General features: G+C 46.4%; 28 protein-coding genes and 1 pseudogene. 22 read left to right on the top strand and 7 right to left on the bottom strand.

What is annotated here, in order from left to right:
* Positions 1-8: 8 nt before the first annotated feature.
* From MKZ04_RS12360 to MKZ04_RS12340, 5 genes are all read left to right on the top strand, one after another.
* Positions 9-395: a hypothetical protein gene (locus tag MKZ04_RS12360; protein ID WP_341045992.1), complete on the top strand. Its 387-nt coding sequence runs from the start codon at positions 9-11 to the stop codon at positions 393-395.
* Entirely contained in the window at positions 392-742 is a 351-nt protein-coding gene (locus MKZ04_RS12355; RefSeq protein ID WP_048350439.1) for a hypothetical protein, read from the top strand. Before MKZ04_RS12360 ends, MKZ04_RS12355 begins: the two co-directional genes overlap by 4 nt.
* A gap of 170 nt (positions 743-912) precedes the next feature.
* Complete coding sequence (locus tag MKZ04_RS12350; RefSeq protein ID WP_341045989.1) at positions 913-1,224, top strand: hypothetical protein; 312 nt, start codon at positions 913-915, stop codon at positions 1,222-1,224.
* A gap of 12 nt (positions 1,225-1,236) precedes the next feature.
* A complete protein-coding gene (locus MKZ04_RS12345; RefSeq protein ID WP_096748295.1) occupies positions 1,237-1,863 on the top strand; it encodes a hypothetical protein in 627 nt (208 codons plus the stop codon).
* A 59-nt stretch (positions 1,864-1,922) separates the two neighbouring features.
* Positions 1,923-2,261: a hypothetical protein gene (locus MKZ04_RS12340; RefSeq protein WP_341045988.1), complete on the top strand. Its 339-nt coding sequence runs from the start codon at positions 1,923-1,925 to the stop codon at positions 2,259-2,261.
* Here the strand turns inward: MKZ04_RS12340 and MKZ04_RS12335 are convergent.
* Positions 2,251-2,583: a hypothetical protein gene (locus MKZ04_RS12335; protein ID WP_341045987.1), complete on the bottom strand. Its 333-nt coding sequence runs from the start codon at positions 2,581-2,583 to the stop codon at positions 2,251-2,253. The two genes, MKZ04_RS12340 and MKZ04_RS12335, sit on opposite strands and share 11 nt — an antisense overlap.
* Between MKZ04_RS12335 and MKZ04_RS12330 the strand changes: the two genes are divergently transcribed.
* The 4 genes and pseudogenes from MKZ04_RS12330 (at position 2,577) to MKZ04_RS12315 (ending at position 6,995) form a co-directional block, all read left to right on the top strand.
* Entirely contained in the window at positions 2,577-5,528 is a 2,952-nt protein-coding gene (locus MKZ04_RS12330; RefSeq protein WP_341045986.1) for a phage tail tape measure protein, read from the top strand. The two genes, MKZ04_RS12335 and MKZ04_RS12330, sit on opposite strands and share 7 nt — an antisense overlap.
* A gap of 248 nt (positions 5,529-5,776) precedes the next feature.
* The gene (locus tag MKZ04_RS12325) at positions 5,777-6,121 is read left to right on the top strand and encodes a hypothetical protein (protein WP_065643450.1); all 345 of its coding nucleotides are present in this window, start codon (positions 5,777-5,779) and stop codon (positions 6,119-6,121) included.
* A gap of 199 nt (positions 6,122-6,320) precedes the next feature.
* Positions 6,321-6,413, top strand: a pseudogene (locus tag MKZ04_RS12320) (iron-sulfur cluster assembly accessory protein); the annotation flags it as partial.
* 102 nt (positions 6,414-6,515) lie between these two features.
* Positions 6,516-6,995, top strand: a complete 480-nt coding sequence (locus tag MKZ04_RS12315) for a GNAT family N-acetyltransferase (RefSeq protein ID WP_020452824.1) — start codon at positions 6,516-6,518, stop codon at positions 6,993-6,995.
* A gap of 104 nt (positions 6,996-7,099) precedes the next feature.
* Here MKZ04_RS12315 and MKZ04_RS12310 read toward each other — a convergent pair whose 3' ends face one another.
* Positions 7,100-7,324 (bottom strand): cold-shock protein, encoded by a 225-nt coding sequence (locus MKZ04_RS12310; protein ID WP_020452823.1) that lies wholly within the window; start codon positions 7,322-7,324, stop codon positions 7,100-7,102.
* A gap of 142 nt (positions 7,325-7,466) precedes the next feature.
* Between MKZ04_RS12310 and MKZ04_RS12305 the strand changes: the two genes are divergently transcribed.
* A complete protein-coding gene (locus MKZ04_RS12305) occupies positions 7,467-7,667 on the top strand; it encodes a hypothetical protein (RefSeq protein ID WP_020452822.1) in 201 nt (66 codons plus the stop codon).
* 34 nt (positions 7,668-7,701) lie between these two features.
* Here the strand turns inward: MKZ04_RS12305 and yumC are convergent, their stop codons facing one another.
* Positions 7,702-8,700, bottom strand: coding sequence for a ferredoxin--NADP reductase 2 (yumC, locus tag MKZ04_RS12300; RefSeq protein ID WP_020452821.1), 999 nt, complete (start codon positions 8,698-8,700; stop codon positions 7,702-7,704).
* 357 nt (positions 8,701-9,057) lie between these two features.
* On the opposite strand from yumC, the gene MKZ04_RS12295 reads away from it, so the two are divergent.
* The 4 genes from MKZ04_RS12295 (at position 9,058) to MKZ04_RS12280 (ending at position 11,787) form a co-directional block, all read left to right on the top strand.
* Positions 9,058-10,275 (top strand): NAD(P)/FAD-dependent oxidoreductase, encoded by a 1,218-nt coding sequence (locus MKZ04_RS12295; protein WP_026580067.1) that lies wholly within the window; start codon positions 9,058-9,060, stop codon positions 10,273-10,275.
* 189 nt (positions 10,276-10,464) lie between these two features.
* The gene (locus MKZ04_RS12290) at positions 10,465-10,593 is read left to right on the top strand and encodes a YuiA family protein (protein ID WP_023856176.1); all 129 of its coding nucleotides are present in this window, start codon (positions 10,465-10,467) and stop codon (positions 10,591-10,593) included.
* A 74-nt stretch (positions 10,594-10,667) separates the two neighbouring features.
* Positions 10,668-10,988 carry a YuiB family protein gene (locus tag MKZ04_RS12285; RefSeq protein ID WP_011198260.1) on the top strand — a complete coding sequence of 107 codons (321 nt, stop codon included), beginning with the start codon at positions 10,668-10,670 and terminating at the stop codon, positions 10,986-10,988.
* Between the two features lie 133 nt (positions 10,989-11,121).
* Positions 11,122-11,787, top strand: a complete 666-nt coding sequence (locus MKZ04_RS12280; protein WP_023856175.1) for a 3D domain-containing protein — start codon at positions 11,122-11,124, stop codon at positions 11,785-11,787.
* Between the two features lie 43 nt (positions 11,788-11,830).
* Here the strand turns inward: MKZ04_RS12280 and MKZ04_RS12275 are convergent, their stop codons facing one another.
* Positions 11,831-12,307, bottom strand: coding sequence for a divergent PAP2 family protein (locus tag MKZ04_RS12275; protein ID WP_003184918.1), 477 nt, complete (start codon positions 12,305-12,307; stop codon positions 11,831-11,833).
* A 165-nt stretch (positions 12,308-12,472) separates the two neighbouring features.
* Between MKZ04_RS12275 and MKZ04_RS12270 the strand changes: the two genes are divergently transcribed.
* Together MKZ04_RS12270 and MKZ04_RS12265 are read left to right on the top strand one after the other, a co-directional pair.
* On the top strand, positions 12,473-13,963 hold the full coding sequence (locus MKZ04_RS12270) for a leucyl aminopeptidase (RefSeq protein WP_020452817.1): 1,491 nt from the start codon (positions 12,473-12,475) through the stop codon (positions 13,961-13,963).
* 151 nt (positions 13,964-14,114) lie between these two features.
* Complete coding sequence (locus tag MKZ04_RS12265) at positions 14,115-15,443, top strand: Na+/H+ antiporter family protein (RefSeq protein ID WP_020452816.1); 1,329 nt, start codon at positions 14,115-14,117, stop codon at positions 15,441-15,443.
* 78 nt (positions 15,444-15,521) lie between these two features.
* Here the strand turns inward: MKZ04_RS12265 and MKZ04_RS12260 are convergent, their stop codons facing one another.
* Positions 15,522-16,118 carry a biotin transporter BioY gene (locus MKZ04_RS12260; protein WP_020452815.1) on the bottom strand — a complete coding sequence of 199 codons (597 nt, stop codon included), beginning with the start codon at positions 16,116-16,118 and terminating at the stop codon, positions 15,522-15,524.
* Between the two features lie 103 nt (positions 16,119-16,221).
* Here MKZ04_RS12260 and MKZ04_RS12255 point away from each other — a divergent pair, with 103 nt between their 5' ends.
* The gene (locus MKZ04_RS12255; protein ID WP_026580066.1) at positions 16,222-16,815 is read left to right on the top strand and encodes a sulfite oxidase-like oxidoreductase; all 594 of its coding nucleotides are present in this window, start codon (positions 16,222-16,224) and stop codon (positions 16,813-16,815) included.
* 14 nt (positions 16,816-16,829) lie between these two features.
* Complete coding sequence (locus MKZ04_RS12250; protein ID WP_026580065.1) at positions 16,830-17,072, top strand: hypothetical protein; 243 nt, start codon at positions 16,830-16,832, stop codon at positions 17,070-17,072.
* A gap of 52 nt (positions 17,073-17,124) precedes the next feature.
* Here the strand turns inward: MKZ04_RS12250 and ald are convergent, their stop codons facing one another.
* Complete coding sequence (ald, locus tag MKZ04_RS12245; protein WP_105981201.1) at positions 17,125-18,264, bottom strand: alanine dehydrogenase; 1,140 nt, start codon at positions 18,262-18,264, stop codon at positions 17,125-17,127.
* Positions 18,265-18,374: 110 nt separating this feature from the next.
* Positions 18,375-19,613, bottom strand: a complete 1,239-nt coding sequence (locus tag MKZ04_RS12240; RefSeq protein WP_020452812.1) for a PucR family transcriptional regulator — start codon at positions 19,611-19,613, stop codon at positions 18,375-18,377.
* Positions 19,614-19,795: 182 nt separating this feature from the next.
* Here MKZ04_RS12240 and MKZ04_RS12235 point away from each other — a divergent pair, with 182 nt between their 5' ends.
* From MKZ04_RS12235 to essB, 4 genes are all read left to right on the top strand, one after another.
* On the top strand, positions 19,796-21,205 hold the full coding sequence (locus tag MKZ04_RS12235; protein ID WP_023856169.1) for an alanine/glycine:cation symporter family protein: 1,410 nt from the start codon (positions 19,796-19,798) through the stop codon (positions 21,203-21,205).
* A 333-nt stretch (positions 21,206-21,538) separates the two neighbouring features.
* Positions 21,539-21,835, top strand: coding sequence for a WXG100 family type VII secretion target (locus tag MKZ04_RS12230; protein WP_003184900.1), 297 nt, complete (start codon positions 21,539-21,541; stop codon positions 21,833-21,835).
* Positions 21,836-21,915: 80 nt separating this feature from the next.
* Entirely contained in the window at positions 21,916-22,155 is a 240-nt protein-coding gene (locus MKZ04_RS12225; protein ID WP_020452810.1) for an EsaB/YukD family protein, read from the top strand.
* 14 nt (positions 22,156-22,169) lie between these two features.
* Complete coding sequence (essB, locus tag MKZ04_RS12220; RefSeq protein WP_026580063.1) at positions 22,170-23,495, top strand: type VII secretion protein EssB; 1,326 nt, start codon at positions 22,170-22,172, stop codon at positions 23,493-23,495.
* The last annotated feature ends 2 nt before the right edge of the window (positions 23,496-23,497 follow it).

Raw genomic sequence — 23,497 nt, 5'->3', positions numbered from 1 at the left:
GAACCGGCATGTTCTGTGTCTTAAAAATGTTCGATCATTACGGAGACTACGGCACCGCAGAAACGACATATATTCGCGAGCCAAAAGGCGGCGGCTTCACGGACCTGTTGCCCGGTGGTGTTACTTTTATCGAACTGAACCTAGAAAAAGGCACATATAAGGTGACGGATCGTGACGGCTGTTTGATCGTGTTTTCTACCGTAAGCCGGGGTGACGAGTTGACCGACCTTGAATTTCGCCGGGAGTTGTTCAATTCGGCGACAGATTCGGCCTATCATTACGGGGCAAAGGACGCGTTTGTAATAGAGGGGCCTGTAAAAACGCCGGTTGACGAGTATGAGGCCGAACTATTGAAAGAAGAAAGAGCGGTCAGAAATGAGGGGGATTTCGAATGAGTGGATGGAAAGAAGAGAGGGCTGAGCTGGAAAGGCAGCTAATTGATGCGAAACAAACGGTTATCAAATACGAAGGGACGCTAAAACCTTCTCGTACAGTTAGCGAATCCGAGTACCGGGAAGCCAAGAGAGCAGTCACGGACCTAGCTTCACAGATTTCAAACGGCGACTATGAGGCGGGTCGACCTTCAGATCCATACGAAGGAATGTCCGCGCAGGAACTCCGGAGTCTGTATGAGGAAAAGAAAGCGAACTACAGGGGATACGCCGGATCAGGCCGTGAGGCGGCGGAATTGATGCGTATCGATACACGTATCCAGGCGTTAGAAAGTAGGGAAGCCGAATGAACTACACGCTTTATTTAACACAGGTCAGCGACGGCCGTGAGACGGTCTTTTCCTATACGCTTCACAACTTCGAAGGCCAGAAGGCTGCCGGCACATTTGTCGTCTTAGGGAAACGACGTAACGACATGTCTTACTGTGGGCATATCGCGCTTCAAAGGGCACTGAGATCGGTGTCTAAGATCGAGGGTGTAATATCGCTAAAGGTAATCGTCGACCATCCTTTGTTACAACCGGTCGTCTTTGAAACAATGGGGATCGATGAGCCGTTGCACCTGGTATTATGTCAGACGACAAACAGGATGCTAAAACGGTTCGCATCCCACGAACTGGCCTCTGCGGATTTCAGCGGCGATGACGCGACATGGCAGGAAGTATCAACATTGGACAATGCGTTAGATTCACTCGAACAAAATAAGATGGTCAAAGGGAGATGGCAGATAGTTCGCGATCTCTTTTTTAATTCTCAAAAAATCATTCGATAAGGAGACGGTTAGATGAAATTTTCTAAGCAGCTACAGGAAAAAATAACGGAATTGAAGGAGCTAGAAGAAAAGGCGACAAGCAGCTCGGAGAAAATTCGCGGGCATAATGCAAAAGTGGCGGATGAATTGACGGAAGCTGAGGCCGACCTAAAGGCAGCTATTGCGGAACTGGCGGACACTCCTTCTGATGCGAACAGGACGAAAGAAAGAGAAGCACGTCGGAGGGTTGCCGAGTTACAGCTAGAGTTAAACGGGGCTAAAGAGCGCGAGAATGTCGTTTTCGGATTGAATAGTGGTAAAACAAGCAGCCTTAAACTTGAAATTTTAGAGATGGCCCGAGATGAAATTCGAGCAAACAGAGACGCTAATGAGGAAAAGGTGCTGAAACGTATTGCAAAGGCGAAGCGAGAATATCTTGAGGCGGCCAAGTCGTACTATGACCTTTTAATTACCGACGGTCAGAAAAAATATTATGACCTTGTACAGGAGATAGAAGTACCCGACCACATTGCGCAGCAAAATGAACCGGGCCTATCAATTCATCATCCAATTTATACTTATCGCGATAATGGTTCAAATAAATACGGAATTTTTTGGGATGAAGTAAAGCGGGCATGGGAACGTGGGAGACTCGAATAAGGATAAAGGCATCTCTGGTTGAGGTGCCTTTTTTATTTATAGAAAAGGGGATTGGAAAAATGAACAGTCTGCACGAAGCAAACTCGATAATGATGAAAGTAAACGAAAAATTCGAAAAAGAAATTAACCCAAAAATTGAAAAGATGAGCTATGGGCCAGCGTTTTTAAGAGAAGCGAAACGTGCTAGGAATCTAGCAAATCGTAACGCGCGCAAACTAAAACGCATGGTATTTTCCGGAAGCGATCAGGAGCATGTCGATCTGTATATCGAGTATCTTGAAACGCTCGGCAAAGGATTCGACTACCTATGCCGCAGAGAAACCTCTGAGGCTAAGCGCTTAGAGGCAAAAGTCGTCCGCCTCTTTAGTGAAATAGCCAGAAAGGAGGTTAACGAGTGAGCGATCGTAATATACGCTTTACTATTACGGCGGTTGACCGGTTTTCGTCTACGATGTCGCGGCTCGGGACTTCGATGGCGTCGATCCGTGCATCTACTTCACTTATGTCTAACGCGATGACGACGTCCTCGACGAGAATGTCTTCGTCAATGGCCGGTGTTGCGGGTGCGGCGGCAGTCGCTTCGGAAGGGCTAACGAGAACAAGTCGGTCGGCACAGACGGCCAGCCGTTCCGGACAATCAATTATGGAATCGATGAACAAAGCGAGCGGCGTTAAAAGCGACCGGAACAGCTGCTTCCGTTTTTGGCGGCATAATGACACTTGGGCTAGGTTCAGTCGTCAAGACAACGGCGGACTTCGAATCGGCAATGAGCCGGGTCGGGGCGCTAAGTGGTGCGACAGGAAAGCAGCTCGAATCTATGACGCAGACAGCGGAACACCTCGGAGCGACTACCGCATTTACAGCGACTCAGGCTGCCGAGGGTATGCAGTTCCTTGCGATGGCCGGTTATAAGACGAATGAAATTATCGCAGCTATGCCGGGTCTATTGGCGACAGCCGCGGCGGGTCAGACAGATCTCGCCACAACAGCGGATATCACATCGAATATCCTATCCGGATTCGGATTGCAGGCGAAAGAGACGGCTAGAGTTGCGGATGTATTAACGAAAGCATTTACGAACTCGAATACGGACTTAGAGATGCTTGGCTATACGATGAAATATGTCGCGCCGATTGCACACGCGTCGGGACAGTCGCTTGAATCAGTAGCGGCTGCGGCCGGGTTGCTCGGAAACGCCGGTATTCAGGGAACGCAAGCCGGTACGTCACTTCGTCGGATGCTGACGCGTTTAGCTGGACCGCCGAAAGCTGCACGAGAAGAACTACACGATCTAGGCGTCACGGTAGAAGATGCGAAAGGCAACATGAAGCCATTGGCGCAAATTATCGGAGAACTGGCGGAAGCGACAAAGGACATGGGCGAGGCCGATCGTCTTGCGGCAATTTCGAGGATTTCAGGAGTCGAAGCATCCTCGGCTATGTTAGCGTTGATGGATGCCGGACAAGGAAAGATCGAAGCATTTACGAAAGAGCTCGAAAACAGCGGCGGGACTGCGGAGGAAATCGCGAAGAAGCAATTAGAAAACCTCAAGGGCCAGCTCACTTATTTGAAATCTGCGCTAGAAGGTGCGGCAATCGCAATCGGAACTGCGTTGTTGCCTGCGCTTAAATTAATTGTGAAGGCGCTTCAGTTCCTAGTAGACACGTTCAACTCACTTCCGCAGCCGGTTAAGAGCGCAGTAGCGGCACTTAGTGCCTTATTAGCAGTAGCAGCGGTATTAATAGGTCCGTTTCTATTTTTTGTCGGAATGATTCCGGGAATTGTTGAGGGCTTCGCATTGATGAAGCTGTTCGCCTTGAAGTTAGCTCCAGCGCTTTTACCGATTGTCGGAGCATCAGCAGCGGTCATTGCCGGACTGACTGCGCTAGGAGCTGCGATTTATTTAACGTACAAACACTTCGATACTATTAAAAAGAAAGCGTCGGAATTCACTACCATAGCCGGCCAGAAGGTTACTCCGGTCCTTAAAACGATATCTTCACTATTTAAAGGCATAGCGGAAACATTGACCGGGGACTTCACGCAAGGATCAATCGCGCTTCACAATTTGCTGCCACAATCGGTCGCGAATGTAATCGTAAAGGGACTCGCATCAATACGTAGCGGATTTGATGACTTAAAGAAGGCAATCACAGACGCATTCAATGGAGATTATTCAGGGATAGCGGAATTCATCCCGAATATTATCGGAATATTGGTCGGGGGCATACCCGGTCTGATCGTTGCGGGTTCGAAATTCTTGCCGGCAATTGCGCAAGGCATAGAACAGAACATGCCGACTATTCTCGAAAAAGCGACCGAGATTGTCAATTCGTTAGTTAACGGAGTCACGGCAAATCTGCCTCGTATTTTACAGGCTGGACTTGAGATGATAACCGGATTACTTGAGGGATTTACGCAAGCATTACCGAATATTGTTGAGAAAGTGACCCAGGTCGTTGATACGATTATTCAGACGATTACTACGATGATACCGGTAATCCTTGCAGCCGGAGTGATGATCCTCACTTCCTTGATCGAGGGGATAGTCAGCGCGCTACCGACAATTATCGAAGCAGCTACGACAGTTTTGTCAACATTGATCAATACTGTTGTCACATTGTTACCTACGATTATCGAGGCCGGGATCCAGATTTTAACTTCCTTGATAAGTGGGCTGATCCAAGCGCTCCCGATGTTGGTGGAGGCAACAATTCAATTAATCACCATGCTAATCCAAACCATAATACAAAATCTACCAACAATTATCGAAGCGGGAATTAAAATCCTGACTAGTTTGATTGACGGGATTATAAGCATTCTTCCGCAACTCATAGAAATGGCTATTTATCTGATCGTCGCTGTTGCTACCGCATTGATAGAGAATCTACCGAAAATTATTGATGCAGGGATAAAACTTTTACTAGCCTTAATTGACGGCATTATCAAGATGTTGCCTACCCTCATTGAAGCAGCTCTCAAATTGATCGTTGCTCTTGCGGGGGCTCTGATTCAAAATTTGCCAAGGATTATCGAGGCAGGGATAAGGATCCTCTTGGCTTTAATTGATGGCATAATTCAAATCTTACCTCAACTATTACAGATGGGTCTTGAACTCGTCGTAAAGCTTGGTCAGACCATTTTGGATAATAAAGAGGAGCTATTCAAGGCGGGGGCCGACTTGATCCGGGGGCTTTGGGACGGAATAAATTCCATGAAAGATTGGATTGGCCAAAAAGTTGGTGGATTCGTAGACAGCCTTACGGGCAACTTTAAGTCGCTGCTCGGAATCCACTCGCCGTCACGTGTATTCCGCGATGAAATCGGTAAATTCCTGCCGATGGGTCTTGCGGTCGGTATTGAACGAAATATCGGCGCAGTAAGAGCGGCAGCCGACGAAATGGCAAACGCAGCTATGGTCGATATGAGTGGGTATTCGTACGACCCTGCCGTTGCTTTGAATACGGGAGGAGTACGTAGTATCAGGCGCTCCTTTGAAGCGTCTATGACGGCCGGCTTAGATTCGCAGAAACAACAGCAACCGATCATTGTCGAAAATGTTCTCGTAGTTGATAGCGATGAGTTAGGACGTATGACTGAAAACGCGGTAAGCGCTGAACAAGGGCAAAAGATTACGATACAAAACTACATGCGAGGTGATTGAGGTTGAATACGATTATCACAACGTTAAGTGGCACTGTTTACGACTTAGAAAAGATCGGAATTACAACGCGTGAATTTAATCCGTCATCTCCTTCGCCTCGCAATGAAACGGAGCAGGTTGAGAGATAACGGTACTTTTAGCGGGCGCCTGCGTATAAATTCGTAGGTGTTCGTATACATAAAACCGGATTGCGGAAAGGGTTTCCGGCAGAGTATAATTTTACTATATCATGAGTGGAGGTTAGGTGGATGGATTTTGTTCGAGTTGAGGTTTTGAGAAGGCGAATGACAGTCGGCCGACTAGTCCCTCGTATTTTTTCGGCAATCAGTGGCATAATACTTTTATTAATCAGCGCGATTCTTATGATTACTATAATCGGTATTTTACCAGGACTTGGTCTCGGAAGCTTTTCTTTATTTTTAATTGTAGCTGCGTTTTCGGGAGGCGAAAGGTTTAAATGCCCTCGTTGCGGGTTCGAAAAGAACATTGCCTTGTACGGTAAGCATAATGCCACATGCAGCAAATGTAAGCAAAATATCGCAATAGACTGGATTAGAAGCGAAAAAACTGAAAAGCAGAAAGACGCAATCTAACTGCCGTACGCCCTGTCCTTCGTCGGATGTGGCGCTTTTTTTCGAAATAAAACGCTTGTCCGAATTACCTGAACCGTTTATAATAACGTTAACAATGCACGATGCGTTAAATACGTAAGAACGAAAAAATAAACGAGTATGAAAATCGGTTCAGTGAGCGATAAGTTACCGTTTGGTCTACATTTGGGAATATCGACAATTCACCATCGATAATCCAAATGCCATCGCTTCATGCGGCTGCGGATCATCATTCAGAACCGCAGTGAATGCAGGGAAGCCTGAAGAGTGCTGACATATTGGCATCAGGTCAACGATATGGAATGAGAAAAACGCCTTTCATTGCGATGCATCATCGTGACGAAAAGGCGTTTTATTATGATCTGGGGGGAAAGAAATGAAACTCGTATCAACGCTCGGCTTGTCAAAAGCGGACGTTACCGCGTTTTTTCATAAGCATTGGGGAAGTCCGGACATGGTCAATTCACACGGAACATTCCGCTGCGATGAATTGGAAGGATTCGCTGTGACAGATGAAAAAGGCGATATAAAAGGCCTGATTACGTACTTCATCGCCGGAAACGAATGTGAAGTCGTCTCCTTGGACAGTATTGCCGAAAACAAAGGGATCGGCTCACTCCTTTTAAACGAAGTGGAACGTGCTGCAAAGCGAAAACAGTGTCAATCGATTAAACTGATCACGACGAACGATAATATGCGGGCGTTTATGTTTTATCAAAAGAGAGGCTATACAATGGCCGAGCTGTATGTAAACGCAGTTGAAGAAGCAAGAAAAGTAAAGCCTGAAATTCCCTTTGCCGCTGATAACGGCATACCGATTCGGGATGAGATTCTTTTGGTAAAAGATTTAACATAATCTGTTTTCCGCATCGCTCGGGAAATGCCGGAAGGAAGCAATGCAGCCACCCCGCTCAAGTGCTGAGCAAGGTTTTTGCAACGGGGCTTCCGGAACAATCGTGTTTATTTCTGGTTAAAGATTCGGTTGAGATTGCTCGTGTTGTTGGTGATTGAGGTGATATAGCGGCTTCCGCTTACCATTTCCTTGTTGCACAGAGGGCATAGAGGGCGATCGCTGCTCGTGAAATTTTTTCTCATCCATCCGTTGCAGTCCTCAGCGGTACATTCCCACGTACTGATATCTTCCTTTGGCAAAGGCTCTTGATTGCGATTGTTGTAGTAAGACATATCGTCACTTCCTAACAAGGGTTTTTTGGAGTTCATTTAAGAATATTTTGTGAATCTTAAGACATTCTATTCGTCAATTTGTTATTCTATACTGGACAGGTTTATTTAGAGTCCAAGCCCAGTAAAGAAAAGGGGTTCAACCATGGAAAAAATCAACTGCAGAAGCTGCGGCGGGCTTACGCCTTACGATTCAAAAGTCTGTGAAGCATGCGGCTGCGAAAAACCGCTTCCAAAAGCACAGAAAATTACGGACCGGATTGTCTTGACTGCGGCGGGAGTGGTCGGTATCTTAACGATTGTGCTGATTTTGGGAACGATCTTCTCATATTTGAATATCATATAATGAAAAGGAGCCGGTGTCAGGCTCCTTTTCATTTTTATTTGTTTTCAAACATGCTTGTAGAGTGCAGCGGCTGCACGCGCGCTTTAGGATCCATGTAAGCTTTTGCATTGTTGACAGCGGTCGGTGCTTCTCCAAATCCGCTGGCAATCAGCTTGACTTTTCCTTCGTATGTGCAGATGTCGCCGGCTGCATAGAATCCCTCGATGTTCGTTTCCATTGTGGACTTGACGACGATCGAATTTTTCTCGATTTCAAGCCCCCAGTTTTTGATTGGTCCGAGAGATGAAACAAAGCCGAAGTTGACGATCACATCGTCGACTTCGATGATTTCTTTTCTCTCGCCTTTCACTTCCTCGATGACGATCTGTTCAATCCGCTCGGCGCCGATCAGTTCGGTCGGAACAAACGGTGTCAGCACATTGACTTTTGAATTGTGCAGGTTTTCGACGCTGTGTTCATGTGCGCGGAATTTATCGCGGCGATGAATAATTGACACCTCTTTAGCGATCGGTTCCAGCATGAGCGCCCAGTCGACGGCAGAGTCGCCGCCGCCCAACACCGCAACGCGTTTGCCCGCAAATTGATTCAGATCATCTATAAAGTAATGAAGGTTTGCATTCTCGTATTGTGCCGCAGATTCAAGCTCGAGCTTTCTCGGCTGGAATGCTCCGTTTCCGGCTGTAATAATCACCGTTTTAGAATAGTGGATTTCTTTGTTGGTGACGAGCTTGAAAATGCCGTCTGCTTGTTTTTCAACGCTTTCGACGGCTTGTTCCAGACAAACGGTCTGATCAAATTTCGCCATTTGCTCTTTTAAATTGTCGACCAGCTCCTGAGCGCGGATTTTAGGGAACCCGGCTACATCGTATATGTATTTTTCGGGATACAAAGCGGACAGCTGACCGCCTAGCTGCGGCAGGCTTTCGATAATTTTGACGCTCGCTTGCCGCATTCCGCCGTAAAATGCGGTAAACAAGCCGACAGGGCCGCCCCCGATAATTGTAATGTCATATACTTTTGAGTCTTCACGCATGAAAATAATGCCCCCTAAATGAAAATTGTTCTTAATTATATCATATCACATAAAATAAATACGAGCGCGTCTGTTTTTTTAAGATCGGAAAATATTACCGTCTGATCTAAAGTCTGCCGCCCGAGCATATTTAACCTTGAAAAAGCAAAAGCGAGCGGCTATGATGTAGTTGTGAACATTTTGTTAAAGATTCGTGAATATTTTTCGACGCACAGCCGAAAAACATTCCGTTGTTCGGCAAATTAAAGTGAAGGGTTTCACAAACTTTTTTTCATAAAAAGCCTGAAGCCGGCAGAAGATAACCCAAAGGCTATTTTTAATCCGGCTTAGCAGTAAAATACAGAAAAGGTGGATGTGATTCCGTTGAATAAGCCAAAAGTAGTAGTATTAGGTGCAGGTTATGGTGGATTAATGACCGTTACGAGACTTGTTAAAAAAATCGGCGTCAATGAAGCGGATGTTACGCTTGTCAACAAGCACAATTATCATTATGAGACAACCTGGATGCACGAAGCGAGCGCAGGTACGCTTCATCATGACAGATGCCGCTATCAGATTAAAGACGTCATCAATACATCCCGTGTCAATTTCGTTCAGGATACGGTAAAGAAAATCGATAAAGAAGGAAAGAAAGTCGTCCTTGAAACCGGCGAGCTTAGTTACGACTATCTTGTCGTAGCGCTGGGGGCCGTCCCTGAAACTTTCGGAATTTCTGGATTGAAAGAGTATGCTTTCTCCATTTCAAACATCAACTCGTCCCGGCAGCTTCGCGAGCACATTGAATATCAGTTTGCGACGTATAACACAGAAGCCGAGAAGCGCCCGGAACGCCTGACGATCGTTGTCGGAGGAGCGGGTTTTACCGGCATTGAATTTTTGGGCGAATTGGGCAACCGCATTCCTGAGCTATGCCGCGAATACGATATCGACCGCCAGCAGGTTCGTTTAATATGCGTGGAAGCCGCGCCGTCCGTTCTCCCGGGCTTTGATCCTGAGCTTGTCGATTATGCGGTCAACTACCTTGAAGGAAAAGGCGTTGAATTCAAAATCGGCACGGCGGTGAAAGAATGCACGCCTGACGGAATCATCTGTGGAAAAGACGATCAGACCGAAGAAATCAAAGCAGGCACTGTCGTATGGGCCGCAGGTGTCCGCGGCAACCCGATCATAGAAGAATCAGGCTTTGAAAACATGCGCGGCCGTGTGAAGGTAAAGCCTGATCTGCGCGTTGAAGGCCATGATGATATATTTGTAATCGGAGACTGCTCGCTGATCATAAATGAAGAAACCGAAAGGCCTTATCCGCCGACTGCGCAGATTTCCATGCAGCAGGGCGAAACGTGCGCAAACAATTTGGCCGCACTGATTCACGGCAAAGAAACGGAAACGTTCTCATTCGATAATAAAGGCTCTGTCGCTTCTCTCGGCGAACATGATGCAATCGGCGTCGCATTCGGGAGAAAGATGACGGGAACGACGGCGTCCATGATGAAAAAAATCATCGACAACCGCTCGCTGTTCCTGATCGGCGGGCCGGGACTTGTTCTGAAAAAAGGAAAGTTTAAATTTTTCTAAGCGGAATCGAAGCCTGCAGCGGAAGCTGCGGGCTTTTTATTCGGGGTTAAAAACTTCAAAAACGAAAGAAAAAGGAAGAAAGCTTAGCTTTTAAGCGCTTACATCAAATGATCTGTTATATTTTCTGACTTTATTATTGACAATGTTCATGATATATTATCAGAAAATTAAGAAAAAGGTGAGTAGCTAATGAAGACGACATCAACCCATCGCCTTGAATCAACCTGTCCATTTTGTTCGGGAAAAGGCTATTTTCAGCTTCTGCTCGGTGGTTCGGAAACGTGCAACAACTGCAAGGGAACGGGAAAAGACCGCTGATCGCCGCTTTCCAATGATTGACTCAAGTTCCTTCCCCAATGTACACTAAAAGAGGTGAATTGGGGGTGGAGGCTTTGATTAGTTTACCAGTTGTCATCATTTCAGTTGTCTTATTTTTCGTCCTGTTTTTCGGCATCGGTTTTCTGCTGAATATGCTGCTCAGGATGTCATGGATCATGGCTGTCATTTATCCAATTGTATGCCTTTTCATTGTGAATAAAGAAAAGCTGATTCGCTATGTAGAGGCGCCGGGAGAGGCATTTTCCGGCCTTTTTGACAGAGTGGCTTCATTGGCAGCTGCCGATATCATCATTTTAGCCAGCGGAATGGCCGGAGCCCTGTTGTCGGGTGTTACGATTAAAGCGTTGCGAAAAAGGGGATATCAAATGTTTTAAGCCTTCTTCTTCAAGGGAGAGGGTTTTTTGAATTTAATTTTTTCACTTTTCTTAAAATTTTTCCGCCATCTGAATATTTCTGTTTCCGCTTGGAAACAACTAGATGGTGAGAGGAGTGGAAGATTTGAGAAAAGTGATGACAATGTTCCGGCGTTTCTTGATGACAGTTTTGTTTGTCTTTGCTTTTATGACGACCTTCTTTGCCGTTTCAGGCGTGGAAGCACAGGACATATCCAGCTGGGCGAAAGAACGCGATCTGTCCTTGAAACAGCTGATGCTCACCTTTAAATCACTTCCGAAAGAAAAAGCGGAAAAAACGTCTCTGTCTGCCGCAGAACAAATTAAAAACAAACCGAAATCGCTTGAAGATGCCTTTGACTGGACCAAGTATCCGAAGCAAAAAGTCACCGCGACCGGATATACAGCAGGGGCGGAATCGACGGGAAAACAGCCTCATCATCCAGATTACGGGATTACATATTCGGGAGTCAAAGTTAAAAGAGATTTATATTCAACCGTTGCTGCCGACCCGTCGGTCTTTCCGATCGGCACGATATTGTTCATACCGGACTACGGCTATGGCGTTGTTGCGGACACCGGATCAGCCATCAAAGGGAACCGGCTTGATTTGTACTATGAGACGGTTGAAGATGTTTATAAAGAGTGGGGCAAAAAAACACTTGATGTGTATGTCATTAAAAAAGGAAACGGCACCATTACCGAAGAGGATCTCCTGAAACTGAATGAAAATAAATCGATGCAAGTATTCAGACAAAAATATAAAATGGCGAAAGAATAAGAAAAAACGTTTAAGACCTGTGCGTCTTAAACGTTTTTTTGCTCTACATCAATAAGTAATCGAGAAGCAGCGTCAGGGCAATGCCGGTCAAACCGCCGAAAAACACTTCAATCGGCTGATGGCCGAGCAGTTCCTTCAGCTTCTTCTGTTTTTCTTCCTGATGGCTTTTAGGGAAATCTTTCGCTTCGTTGACAAAGCGGTTAAAATCGCGGACAAGCCGGTTGATCACTGTTGCTTGTTCTCCGGCATGTCTTCTCACTCCGGTTGCATCAAACATCGTAATAACGGCAAATATTGCGGAAACGGCGAACAAAGAAGAATCCATCCCGTGATCAAGAGCCACGCCGGTTGAAAGCGCCGTAACGGCTGCTGAGTGTGAGCTCGGCATTCCGCCAGTGCTTGTGACGAGCCGCCAATCCCATTTTTTCGAGACGACAAAGTAAATGGGCACCTTGATAAACTGAGCGAAAAAGATCGCGGCAAAGCTCGCCAGTAAAGGAAAGTTTGTGAGGATTTCCATTTTGCAGAACATCCTTTCTATAAAGAAAATAGAGATGAATTCAAAAAAGCACTCAGTTATTTGCTAAAATATATAATATGAAACCCCATCGGGAAAAAATGTTTTTCCTATTATAACATTGTTGTTTCAATTTTACTCACTTTGCTGATAAGGAGCTGTGAACGCATGTTTTATGCCTTTAAAGACTTCGAAAAAAAAGAAACGCTTTTAATCGGACTGTTTAAAAAAAGCCAGCTGTACGGGAAGGCGGAAGAAATCGACCGCCTTTTGGACGGCCAGCTTTCTCAGCTGCTGAAAGACGGGGATGTATCTTCCAAAAAAACGAAAGTGTCTAAAATATTTACCCCTTCCCTTCAGGGAGTCAAACGCATCTATATCGTCGGATTGGGCCGTGAAGCGGAATTTACCTTCGAGGATGCGAAACAGTGCTTTGCCGAAGCTGTTCAGCAGATTCACAAAGATCGAAAGCAGGAGTTAACCGTCATGCTCGACAGCTTCGTATCTGAAGAGGTACCAGCCGCTGACGCCGCGCATGCATTGGCTGAATCGTGCATGCTGTCATGCTATGAAGTGCAGGATTACAAGCACAGAGCAAATGTACCTGATCAATGCCTGCAAAGCGTCTATGTTTTGACAGACCATGACCTGAAGGAAATTCAGGCGAGTCTGCATGTCGGGCAGGTGTACGGAAATGCGACGAATTCGGCGAGAACCCTCGTGAACATGCCGGGGAACATGCTGACAGCGGCGGATCTCGCGTCATACGCCGCTGAATTGGCAGCAAAATACGAATTTGAATGTGAAATTCTCGAAAAGGCTGAAATGGAAGAGCTCGGGATGGGCGGTCTCCTCGCGGTCAACCAAGGATCAGAAGAGCCACCGAAAATGATCGTCTTAAAATATCAGGGAAAGGAAGCATGGGATGATGTCATCGGTTTAGTCGGCAAAGGGATCACGTTTGATACCGGGGGCTATTCGATTAAGACGAAGAGCGGCATTGTCGGCATGAAGTCAGATATGGGCGGAGCCGCCAGCGTTTTGGGAGCGATGGAAGCGATCGGTGAATTAAGGCCGGAACAAAACGTGCTTGCCGTGATCCCATCGACTGATAACATGATTTCGGGAAGCGCAATGAAGCCGGACGATGTTATCGTTTCCTTGAGCGGCAAGACGATTGAGATCTTGAATACGGACGCCGAAGGAAGGCTGGCGCTCGCTGACGGACTGACATATGCAAAGCACCACGGAGCCTCCGTGTTGATCGATGTCGCGACACTGACCGGAGGTGTCGTTGTAGCTCTGGGAACGGAAACGACAGGCGCGATGACAAATCATGATCCGCTTTATCAGCAGGTGAGACAGGCGGCTGAAGAAGCGGGAGAAGCGATTTGGCAGCTTCCGATTACAGAAAAAGACAAAAAAAGAGTAAAAAACAGCCAAATGGCCGACCTTAACAATTCACCGGGCAGGGAAGGCCATGCGATTATGGCCGGAACGTTCCTCGGTGAATTCGCCGAGCGGACGCCATGGGTTCACCTTGACATCGCCGGAACGGCAACGACATCTCAAAGTTCATGCTTTGGACCGAAAGGCGGAACGGGCGTGATGGTAAGGACGCTTGTCACGTTTGTCGAGCGGTTTTCGGATCAATTGTAGGCTTTTATCCCCTTTGACAGAAGGGGATTTTTTTATGAAAAATACAGAGGAGCCTCATTGACGCATTCATAAAACATGTGGTAATATACGTTCATTACTTTAATTATCTACTACATTAGCAAACTAAAGCGTTTGTTCGGAGGTTTCAAATATGAATGCAGTTGTGATTGCTGTTATTGTGATGCTTATATTAAGCCTGCTGCGGGTCAATGTCGTTCTATCCTTGATTGTGGGCGCTCTTGCCGGCGGTCTGACGGGCGAGCTCGGTCTCGGCCAGACGGTCAGCGTATTTACGGAAGGACTCGGAGGGAACGCAACCGTCGCCGTCAGCTACGCGCTCCTTGGCGCTTTTGCAGTCGCTTTGACGAAAACGGGTCTTCCGGATGCCATGGTTGAAGCTGCCGTTAAGCTGATCGGAAAAGAAGGCGATACAAGGCGCAAAACCCTTTCAAAAGCGCTGATCGTCTTCGTGATTTTAATTATTTCTTGTATGTCTCAAAATGTCGTTCCGGTTCATATCGCATTTATCCCTGTTTTAATTCCGCCGTTATTGAAAATTTTGAATGAGCTGCAAGTGGATCGCCGCCTGATTGCGTGTGCGATGACATTCGGATTGACAGCTCCGTATATTTTGCTTCCCGTCGGCTTCGGTCAGATTTTCCAGGGGATTCTGAAAGACAATATGAAAGACGCCGGCCTTTCGGTCACATTGGCTGATATTCCAATCGCCATGATCATTCCGATTGTCGGGATGATTGCCGGTTTGGCTGCTGCTGCTTTTGTGTACCGCAAACCGCGAACGTACGAAATGAAGGAAATCGCCGGTCAAAAATCGGCGGTCTATACGAAAAAAAGCCTTTCGATTGCCGCTTTGGCCATCGCTGTATCACTAAGCGTACAGCTTTATTTGTCTCAGAGTTTAGACGTCGACGGAATGATCTTCGGGGCGCTCAGCGGTTTGGCGGTCTTGTTTTTAAGCGGAGCGATGAAGCGAGGCGAAGCGGACGAATTGATCACAAACGGCATGAACATGATGGCGTTTATCGGATTTGTGATGCTGGCCGCCGCCGGTTTTGCCAATGTGCTTGAGAAAACGGGCGATGTCAAAGCCCTTGTTGAAGCGTCAACAGGTTTCATCAGCAATAATCAAGTGATCGGCGCATTGCTGATGCTGATTGTCGGTTTATTGATCACAATGGGGATCGGTTCATCATTTGCGACGATTCCGATTATCGCAACGATATTTGTGCCGCTTTGCATGCAGCTTGGCTTCAGTCCGATGGCGACCATCGCCATTATCGGGACGGCGGCGGCTCTCGGAGACGCCGGTTCACCTGCGAGCGACAGCACGCTTGGCCCGACATCAGGCTTAAATGCAGACGGACAGCACCACCACATTTGGGATACTTGTGTTCCGACATTCATCTTTTATAATATTCCGCTGATTTTGTTTGGCTGGATCGCGGCGATTGTTCTTTAAAAAAATTCCCCTCACTTTGAGGGGAATTTTTTTCTATGTTTGTTAAAATAAAAAGAGAACCGCACCGCCTGCTCTTAATTAATAGGTCGGGTTTCTTCTGAAGCCTGCGCCTTTTTGAACCGCCCGGAAAACCTTTGAGGCGAGCGCGGCGAGCAGAACGGAGAATGCCAAGTCTTTCACGAAGAACCAGGTCATCATCTTCCAAACGGCTGAATAAGACAACGGTGTATTGAGCCAAGTTGAAAACGCGAGATACGTATAATTGACGCCAATCAGATAAATGATTAGTGTACCGATCAATGAAGCTGTGAAAAAGTGGCCAGTTCTCGGTTCTGATACTTTGTCCGTGATCCAGCCCGCGGCATATGCGGCAGGAATGTAGGATAGAATAAATCCGGCGCTTCCTTTGAAAAGAACGGAAATACCGCCTGAAAAAGAAGCGAATACAGGAGCGCCTACAAAGCCGACTAACGCATAAACGATCATGGATAGCGCACCTAATTTGCGGCCGAGCAGAAGCCCGGCAAGCAGACAGAAGAAAGGCTGCATCGTAAGCGGAATACCGCCGATTTGCAGAAACGGGGCAAACGAAGTGATATTAGCGCCGATCCCCATGAGGGCGGCAAACATTCCGACAAGCGCCATATCAGCGGCGCGAAGTTTCTTTTTATTCATGATCTTTGTTCCTCCTCAGTGATTCAACACAACCTTATCGTAAGAGATCGTAAAATAGTTTGTCAACCACTTTTTAAACAAAGTTAACAAAGGGGGTTCTTTCGTGTTTTTTGGAAAAACAAAACCGCACAAGTCCGACAGGGTGCCTCCAAACCAAAATGTCACGACATCTTTTCCTGTTCTTCATGCAGGCGATGTTCCGGAATACAAAGACCTCTCAAAATGGAATTTGCAAGTCTACGGACTTGTCGAACAGCCGCTCCTGCTGTCTTTGAATGATCTGCATGACATGCCGCAGAGCGAAGTGTCCAATGATATTCATTGTGTAACAGGCTGGTCCAGGCTCGATAATGTCTGGGAAGGGATCAAAACAAAGGAGATCGCTGAAAGAGTAAAGCCGCTTCCCGAAGCCAAATTTGTCATCTTGCATGCAGAGGAAGGCTGGACGACGAATGTTCCGCTCGAAGACTTTTTAAAGGATTCGTCTCTTTTGGCTCATTCCCACAACGGCGTCCCGCTCACACCGGAGCACGGTTTTCCGCTCAGAGCGGTCATGCCGCATCTGTATTTTTGGAAAAGCGCCAAATGGCTGAGGGGCATTCAGTTTACAAAGGAAAACCATCCGGGCTTTTGGGAGAAAAACGGGTACCATATGAGGGGAAATCCTTGGAAAGAAGAAAGGTACAGCTTTGATTAACGGGGGAGGATGAAATGTTTTTCGTACAGCTGCTCATATTTTGCATGCTGACCGTATGTTTTTGGCTTTTGATCGCATCATTCAAGAAAAAGGCTTTTGCTGTTTTATTAGCGCTGACAGCAGCGGCGATTTTGCCGCTGTTTGCCGCAGCCGGCGATGCCTCAGACAGGACGCTGTGGAGAATCGTTCTGTTTGCGGTGATCCCTGTTTCTGTGATTACCGCAAAATTGATTCAGGATCGGCGGAAAACGGAATAAAAGAAAAAGACAGAGTCTCGGAGCTGTTTCCCGGGGCTCTGTCTTTTTGATGCTATGCACCGGTGGCTGACGACGAATTTTCGATCGCAAGCTCTGCCGGAACGTAATCATAGTTTAAGTCTCTGGCTACGGCTTCATAAGTGATATGGCCGTTTGCTGTGTTTACGCCGGCTTTTAGCGCACGGTTTTCAAGTATCGCTTTTTCCGCGCCCTTATTTGCGATTTCAAGCGCGTACGGAACCGTTACATTCGTTAGTGCGACTGTGGATGTCCGCGGAACTGCCCCGGGCATGTTGGCAACGGCGTAATGGACGATTCCGTGTTTGACATAGGTCGGATTGTCGTGGGTTGTGATGTGATCCACCGTCTCGACGATGCCGCCTTGATCGATTGCGACGTCAACGATCACCGAGCCCGGTTTCATCTGTTTGACCATCTCTTCCGTCACCAAAGTCGGCGCTTTGGCACCCGGGATCAGCACCGCGCAGATGAGGAGATCGGCTTCAGCGACGGCATCAGCGATGTTGACCGGATTGGACATCAAAGTTTTGATTTGGTTGCCGAATTGATCATCAAGCTGGCGCAGACGTTCCGCGCTTAAATCGATCATCGTCACGTCGGCTCCCAGACCCGCCGCGATTTTTGCCGCATTTGTGCCGACAACGCCTCCGCCGATAATCGTCACTTTCCCGCGCGCGACTCCTGGTACCCCGGCCAATAGTATGCCTTTTCCGCCTTTCGGCTTTTCAAGGAACTGGGCGCCGATTTGAGCGGCCATCCGCCCGGCTACCTCTGACATCGGCGTCAGTAAAGGAAGGGAGCGGCCGTCGCTGACCGTTTCATAGGCAATGGCTGTCACGCCTTTTTGCTTTAATGCTTCAGCCAGGGAAGGCTCTGCGGCCAGATGCAGATAAGTGAACAAGATAAGCCCTTCTCTAAAATACGGATATTCTTCAGGAAGCGGCTCTTTGACTTTCATCACCATATCAGCTGCTTCCCAGACGGCTTTCGCCTGTTCTGAGATCTCCGCTCCCACTGAGACGTAATCTTCATTTTCAAACCCGCTTCCAGCCCCCGCGTCTTTTTCGATGATGACGCGGTGTCCTGCCGCGATCAGTTGAGAAGCTGCACCGGGAGTCAAGGCAACACGGTTTTCATTGTTTTTGATTTCCTTCGGTACGCCGATAATCATCCCATCATTCCTCCTTTTTCTGTAAAAATGCTGTTGTTTTAGTTTATACTGACTTTTTAGAATTTTCTTTGTTTGAATCGAAAAATAAAAAAACATGCATTTGTGGAATTTCACAAATGCATGTTGCGAAGCTTGATTTCCAGATAAATCGTAAATTTTTCATTGATGTTTTTTAAATCGATTTCGGCGATTTTACTGATGCGCTTCAGCCTGTAGTTCAGCGTGTTGACGTGAATGTTCAGCTTTTTGGCGGCGGTGTTGACGTTGCTGTCGCATTCGATAAACTGCTCAAGCGTCTCGACAAGGTTGGAGTGGTGCTCCTTGTCATATGCTTCAAGCTGCATTAAAGAATAGTTTGGATAGCTTGCGTGTTTCCGTTTTTCGCTGAGCACGTCGAGATACTGATAGATGCCGAGTTCTGAAAAGCTGACGAGCTGCCTTGTTTCTTCGGGAAAACGCTCCTTGACCTTCAGCGCCGAGAGCGCTTCCTGATAGGACTGGTGTACAAGGGTGATCAAGCTGTACATTCCGCCGATCGCAATCGTGCAGTTGTTCAGTTTATAGCGCTCTTCAAGCTGCTTTTGTATATTCGCGGCAAATTGCTTTAAATCATTGAACGGCTGTCCCTTTTGCCCCGTTTTTGGCGAAGCGAGGACAATCAGCTCATTATAATCGATTGTAGCCAGAAGAATTTGCACCTGCTGCGTCGTCTCCAGCAAGTAGTGGAGCTGTTTTTCGGTTTTTTCTTCGATTTCGTCTTTCAGCCGGATGATGATGACCGAGTAAGTTGAAGGTACCCCGATACCAAGCTGATGAAAGCCGTCGGAGATCTCCTGATCTTCCGAAATATGCCCGGTCAAGAGCTTCCAGAAAAATTCCTGGCTGCGCTGTTCATTTTTTCTTTTTCGGACTTGATAAGGCAGCAGCTTGTTTTTGACGGAATCCGCAGCCAGCTTCAAAAGATGAAGCTCGTCTTCCGACAGCGTTTTTTGGCTTTCCAGCGCCCAGATAAAACCGATAACCTCGCTGTTTTTCCAGATTGATATCGCCACGCGGCTCGACAAGCCGACTTCATCGATTTGCTCGACCCTGATCGGTTCGTCGGTTTTCATCAAGGCGGGAATCGTTCCATCTTTCCAAAGCTTGTTGATGACCTTTTCCGGCACGCGTCTTCCGATGATCGTTGACGTTCTCGCCGGGTCCGTGTAGTCGCTGTGGGTGCTGTAAGCAAGGAGACGGTGGTTGATGTCTTCTATTGTAATCGGACAGTCCAGCACCTCGCTGATATGATCTGCCACATCTTCTAAACGGTCATATTGATATTTAAAAGGATTGTTTCGATTGTTCATAAAAAAACCCCTACTTTTATGTTTGCATGAAAAAATTTTGACATATACCCATCTTACTTTTATTATGAATATAGTTGTTTGTTAAAATCAACAAAAAAGTCGCTGACGATTTATTATTTTTCATAAACGTAGCGATGTATTACACCAAATTTAATTATTCTGAAATAAGAGGAGTAGGAACATTGGCGATTCTAGAGAAAATCAACGGCTTTTTATGGGGAGTCCCGGGCATCATTCTGCTTGTGGGAACCGGTTTATTTTTGACGTTCATCCTACGGGGGCTTCAATTTAAAAGATTGATATATGCATTCAAACTTGCATTCGGGAAAGAGAAAGAATCAGCCGGAGCAGACGGTGATGTCAGCAATTTCAAGGCGCTGATGACGACGCTTGCCGGAACGATCGGAAACGGGAATATTGCCGGTGTAGCCACGGCGATTACGGTTGGAGGTCCGGGGGCTTTGTTTTGGATGTGGCTCGTCGGTCTTTTAGGGATGGCTACGAAATACAGCGAAGCATTGCTCGCCACGAAATACCGCGTCAAAAATGAGCGGGGCGAATATTCGGGCGGACCGATGTACTATGTCGAAAAAGGGCTCGGGAAGAAGTGGAAGCCGCTTGCCGTTTTATTTGCATTGTCAGGTGTGCTTGCCTCTTTTGGAATCGGGGATTCCGTCCAGTCCAACACGATTTCGGAAGTCGTCACACACAGCTTCGGAATTCCAGGCTGGATCATCGGTCTTGTGCTCGCGATATTGACAGCCGCGATCATCTTCGGCGGTTTTCAGCGTGTCAGCACGGTGGCGAGCATTTTCGTGCCGGTCATGGCGATTCTTTATATCGGCGGCTCACTGATCATTATTTTCCTTCATTATGATCAAATCATTCCGGCGTTCCAGCTGATTTTTTATCACGCCTTCAATCCGGTGTCAGCCGCTGGGGGCTTTACAGGTGTAGTCGTGTCTGAGGCGATCAGAAACGGCATGTCGAAAGGAATCTTTTCAAATGAAGCGGGTCTTGGTACCGCTGCTTTGATCGCAGGAAACGCGAAATCCGATCACCCCGTCAAGGCTGCTTTGGTTGCGATGACGGGAACATTCATCGTCACATTGATCGTATGTACAATGACCGGGCTCGTCCTCATTATTACGGGATTTTGGGATCCTTCAGGCGGTCTGCTTTCTGGTGTTGCCCACGATACATCGCTTGACGCCGGCGCGCTGACAAACGCCGCGTTTGCTTCTTCGCTCGGAGCCGCGGGTAAATACATCGTGACGTTTTCAGTTATTTTCTTCGGCTATTCAACCATTGTCGGTTGGTATGTATATGGAGAAAAATGTCTGGAATATTTAGTTGGTTTAAAATGGGTGCCGGTTTACCGTGTCGTTTATGTCATCGCTGCATATTACGGTGCAGTCGCAAGCCTCAATACTGTATGGGCTTTTGCCGACATGGCGAACGCATTAATGATGATCCCGAACTTAATCGCCCTTGTGCTCTTATGGAAAGTCATTCGGGCGGAAACTGACGATTTCTTTTTGCACCATTATAATAAGGAAAAACAAAAATCAGCCGGCTTGAAAGCGGGCTGATCGAGACAAGCCTGCCTCTCTTAGAGGCGGGCTTTTTTTGCGCTTATGCAATCCTTCCTTTATCCTATGGAAACGGTTCAGACCCAAGTGGGTACACAGAACCATGCCATTTGATTCAAATGTTACGAGAGAAGAAAATTGAGATAATTTTACTAGATTTCTATAATTTTTGCTGGGTGGAAATAGAGGAATGATAAACCTTTAGACTCATTTTGTAAAATAACAACAGATTTGTTTGACTGTGCCTCAATCTTGTTTTTATAATAAAAGCGTTCAAAAAAATAAGTTATTTAGCCCATATCTAGGGCGAATAGCGCAGGAGGTATAAGGAATATGTCAGGAATCATTCGTGTTACGCCGGCTGAATTGCGGCAAATGGCTGACAGATATCAAAAAGAAAGCGGAGATGTGACTGAACAGGTCAATCAGCGCCTTGATCAAATGATCAACCAGCTTCAAGATATGTGGGAAGGTGAATCAAGCCGTGCGTTCTCAGAGCAATATCAAGAGCTAAGACCTTCTTTTATTAAAATGGCTGAACTTCTAAGCGACGTTTCTAAACAACTTCATCAGACTGCTAACACTCTTGAAAGCACTGACCAAGACATCGCTAGCCAAATCCGCGGCTAATTTACAGATTAGAAGAATGAGAGAAGCGCCTAATTCAAAAGAAGATGACGGCGCTTTTTCTATTGAGAGGTGATGAACTGGTGTATGTTGACATTACCATCGATTTAAAACATTACGACGGCAGCGCCTTTGACCTCAGACTGTCAGATTACCATTCTGTTAAAAAGGTAATCGACATCGCGTGGCAAGCCAAAAGCATACCGGTACCTCCCCGGGAAGGCTACTGGGTAAGGGTGACAAATAAAGATGCCGTTTTTTCAGGCGAATATACATTATCGCAATGCGGAATTACGACAGGTGACCGCCTGGAAATTTTATGAAAGGATCTGGGTGAATGGCAGAGAAAAAGAAAACGTATCTCGAAGACCAATTAGAGGCCGTCATGACGAAAGAAGACGGTTCATATATCTTTCGTTTTCAAAGAGAAAAGATCAATCTTGTGAACGGCTTGGAAGCAAACGTCATCAAAGAAGTCGATCCTTCCTTTAATAAAGAAACCGTCATGACCGATGATGAAGTCCAAATTTTGATTCAGCCTCCTTCCGAATATAAAGAATTTCGTTATATAAAAGGAAAAAATAAAAAAAGCAAATGGCTTTTTGCGTACCAGCTCGTGAAAGCCGTCGAAGAACATTCAATTAAAAGGCTGCACCTGATCGCTGCGCCTGAAAATATTGTTTTTGACAAAGGATTAACACCTAAATTTTTACATTATGGAGTGAAAGAAAGCATTCCGCCATATGAACACGACGAAGAAAGACTTTTCAATGAAGTGAAAGCCGCCGCTGCGCTTGCTGTCGATGGGCAGTTTACTTTTGAAGAGTATTTAAAATACAGCGAAACCATCAAGTTTTCAGACCAGGTAAAAGACATCATCACAAGCGGGACGTACGGCGATTTGAAAGCCGTCATTCAAAAGAAGATCGATGAACTGGATGCCGAAGAAAAAACGCTTGTCCATCTTCCGAAAAAGAAATGGAAGATTCAAAGGTACATAGGGTTAGGACTTATTTTATGCTTAATACCGGCTGTTTTATTTTCCTTCTACTCATTATTCTTTGCACAACCGAAACAGCAGGCGTTTATCGAAAGCAACCGCTACTTCTTAAATAAACAGTACAGCAAAGTCATCAGTACGCTTGATAAATATGATGCCGGCGAGATGCCTGATTCTGTTCAATATCAGCTGGCTTATTCGTATGTGCTTGTTGAGAGCGCATTGAAGGAATTGGACTGGCAGGAAGATGCTTTAAAAAGCCTGACGCTCCAAGTCGATCCGAATAATTTCCTTTACTGGATTCAGATCGGACGGGGGGATAATAAGGGGGCTCTTGAGACAGGCAGGAAACTGGAAAACGACCTTCAAATTATCTACGCAATCACAAAATATATGAGTGAAATAAAAGCGGATGACCAAATGTCGAGCGATGAGAGAGAAAAGCTCCTGGAGCCGCTGCAAAAGGAATTTGACGAATTATATAAGACATTGGAACAAAATAAAAAAGAGCAGAAGAATACTGATGAAAACCAGCAGGCAAACACCGAGCAAAGCCAGGCGGACGTAGAAGCCGCAAAGGCTGAAAAGGAGAAAGCCGAGCAAGAGCAGGCGAAAAAAGAAAATAAAGAAAAGGAAGACAAAAAGAAAAAAGATGATAAATAAAA

Source organism: Bacillus sp. FSL W7-1354, from assembly GCF_038002405.1.
Classification (GTDB): Bacteria; Bacillota; Bacilli; order Bacillales; family Bacillaceae; genus Bacillus; species Bacillus paralicheniformis.
The sequence above is the reverse complement of the archived record's forward strand: the minus strand, read 5'-3'. Positions and strand labels throughout refer to the sequence as shown.

Bases quoted from the DNA above. Each gene is read 5' to 3' on its own strand.
- MKZ04_RS12360 (WP_341045992.1), top strand. From the start codon at position 9: ATGTTCTGTGTCTTAAAAATGTTCGATCATTACGGAGACTACGGCACC.
- MKZ04_RS12355 (WP_048350439.1), top strand. From the start codon at position 392: ATGAGTGGATGGAAAGAAGAGAGGGCTGAGCTGGAAAGGCAGCTAATT.
- MKZ04_RS12345 (WP_096748295.1), top strand. From the start codon at position 1,237: ATGAAATTTTCTAAGCAGCTACAGGAAAAAATAACGGAATTGAAGGAG.
- MKZ04_RS12340 (WP_341045988.1), top strand. From the start codon at position 1,923: ATGAACAGTCTGCACGAAGCAAACTCGATAATGATGAAAGTAAACGAA.
- MKZ04_RS12330 (WP_341045986.1), top strand. From the start codon at position 2,577: ATGACACTTGGGCTAGGTTCAGTCGTCAAGACAACGGCGGACTTCGAA.
- MKZ04_RS12325 (WP_065643450.1), top strand. From the start codon at position 5,777: ATGGATTTTGTTCGAGTTGAGGTTTTGAGAAGGCGAATGACAGTCGGC.
- MKZ04_RS12315 (WP_020452824.1), top strand. From the start codon at position 6,516: ATGAAACTCGTATCAACGCTCGGCTTGTCAAAAGCGGACGTTACCGCG.
- MKZ04_RS12310 (WP_020452823.1), bottom strand. From the start codon at position 7,324: ATGTCTTACTACAACAATCGCAATCAAGAGCCTTTGCCAAAGGAAGAT.
- MKZ04_RS12305 (WP_020452822.1), top strand. From the start codon at position 7,467: ATGGAAAAAATCAACTGCAGAAGCTGCGGCGGGCTTACGCCTTACGAT.
- yumC (WP_020452821.1), bottom strand. From the start codon at position 8,700: ATGCGTGAAGACTCAAAAGTATATGACATTACAATTATCGGGGGCGGC.
- MKZ04_RS12290 (WP_023856176.1), top strand. From the start codon at position 10,465: ATGAAGACGACATCAACCCATCGCCTTGAATCAACCTGTCCATTTTGT.
- MKZ04_RS12275 (WP_003184918.1), bottom strand. From the start codon at position 12,307: ATGGAAATCCTCACAAACTTTCCTTTACTGGCGAGCTTTGCCGCGATC.
- MKZ04_RS12270 (WP_020452817.1), top strand. From the start codon at position 12,473: ATGTTTTATGCCTTTAAAGACTTCGAAAAAAAAGAAACGCTTTTAATC.
- MKZ04_RS12265 (WP_020452816.1), top strand. From the start codon at position 14,115: ATGAATGCAGTTGTGATTGCTGTTATTGTGATGCTTATATTAAGCCTG.
- MKZ04_RS12260 (WP_020452815.1), bottom strand. From the start codon at position 16,118: ATGAATAAAAAGAAACTTCGCGCCGCTGATATGGCGCTTGTCGGAATG.
- MKZ04_RS12250 (WP_026580065.1), top strand. From the start codon at position 16,830: ATGTTTTTCGTACAGCTGCTCATATTTTGCATGCTGACCGTATGTTTT.
- ald (WP_105981201.1), bottom strand. From the start codon at position 18,264: ATGATTATCGGCGTACCGAAGGAAATCAAAAACAATGAAAACCGTGTT.
- MKZ04_RS12240 (WP_020452812.1), bottom strand. From the start codon at position 19,613: ATGAACAATCGAAACAATCCTTTTAAATATCAATATGACCGTTTAGAA.
- MKZ04_RS12230 (WP_003184900.1), top strand. From the start codon at position 21,539: ATGTCAGGAATCATTCGTGTTACGCCGGCTGAATTGCGGCAAATGGCT.
- essB (WP_026580063.1), top strand. From the start codon at position 22,170: ATGGCAGAGAAAAAGAAAACGTATCTCGAAGACCAATTAGAGGCCGTC.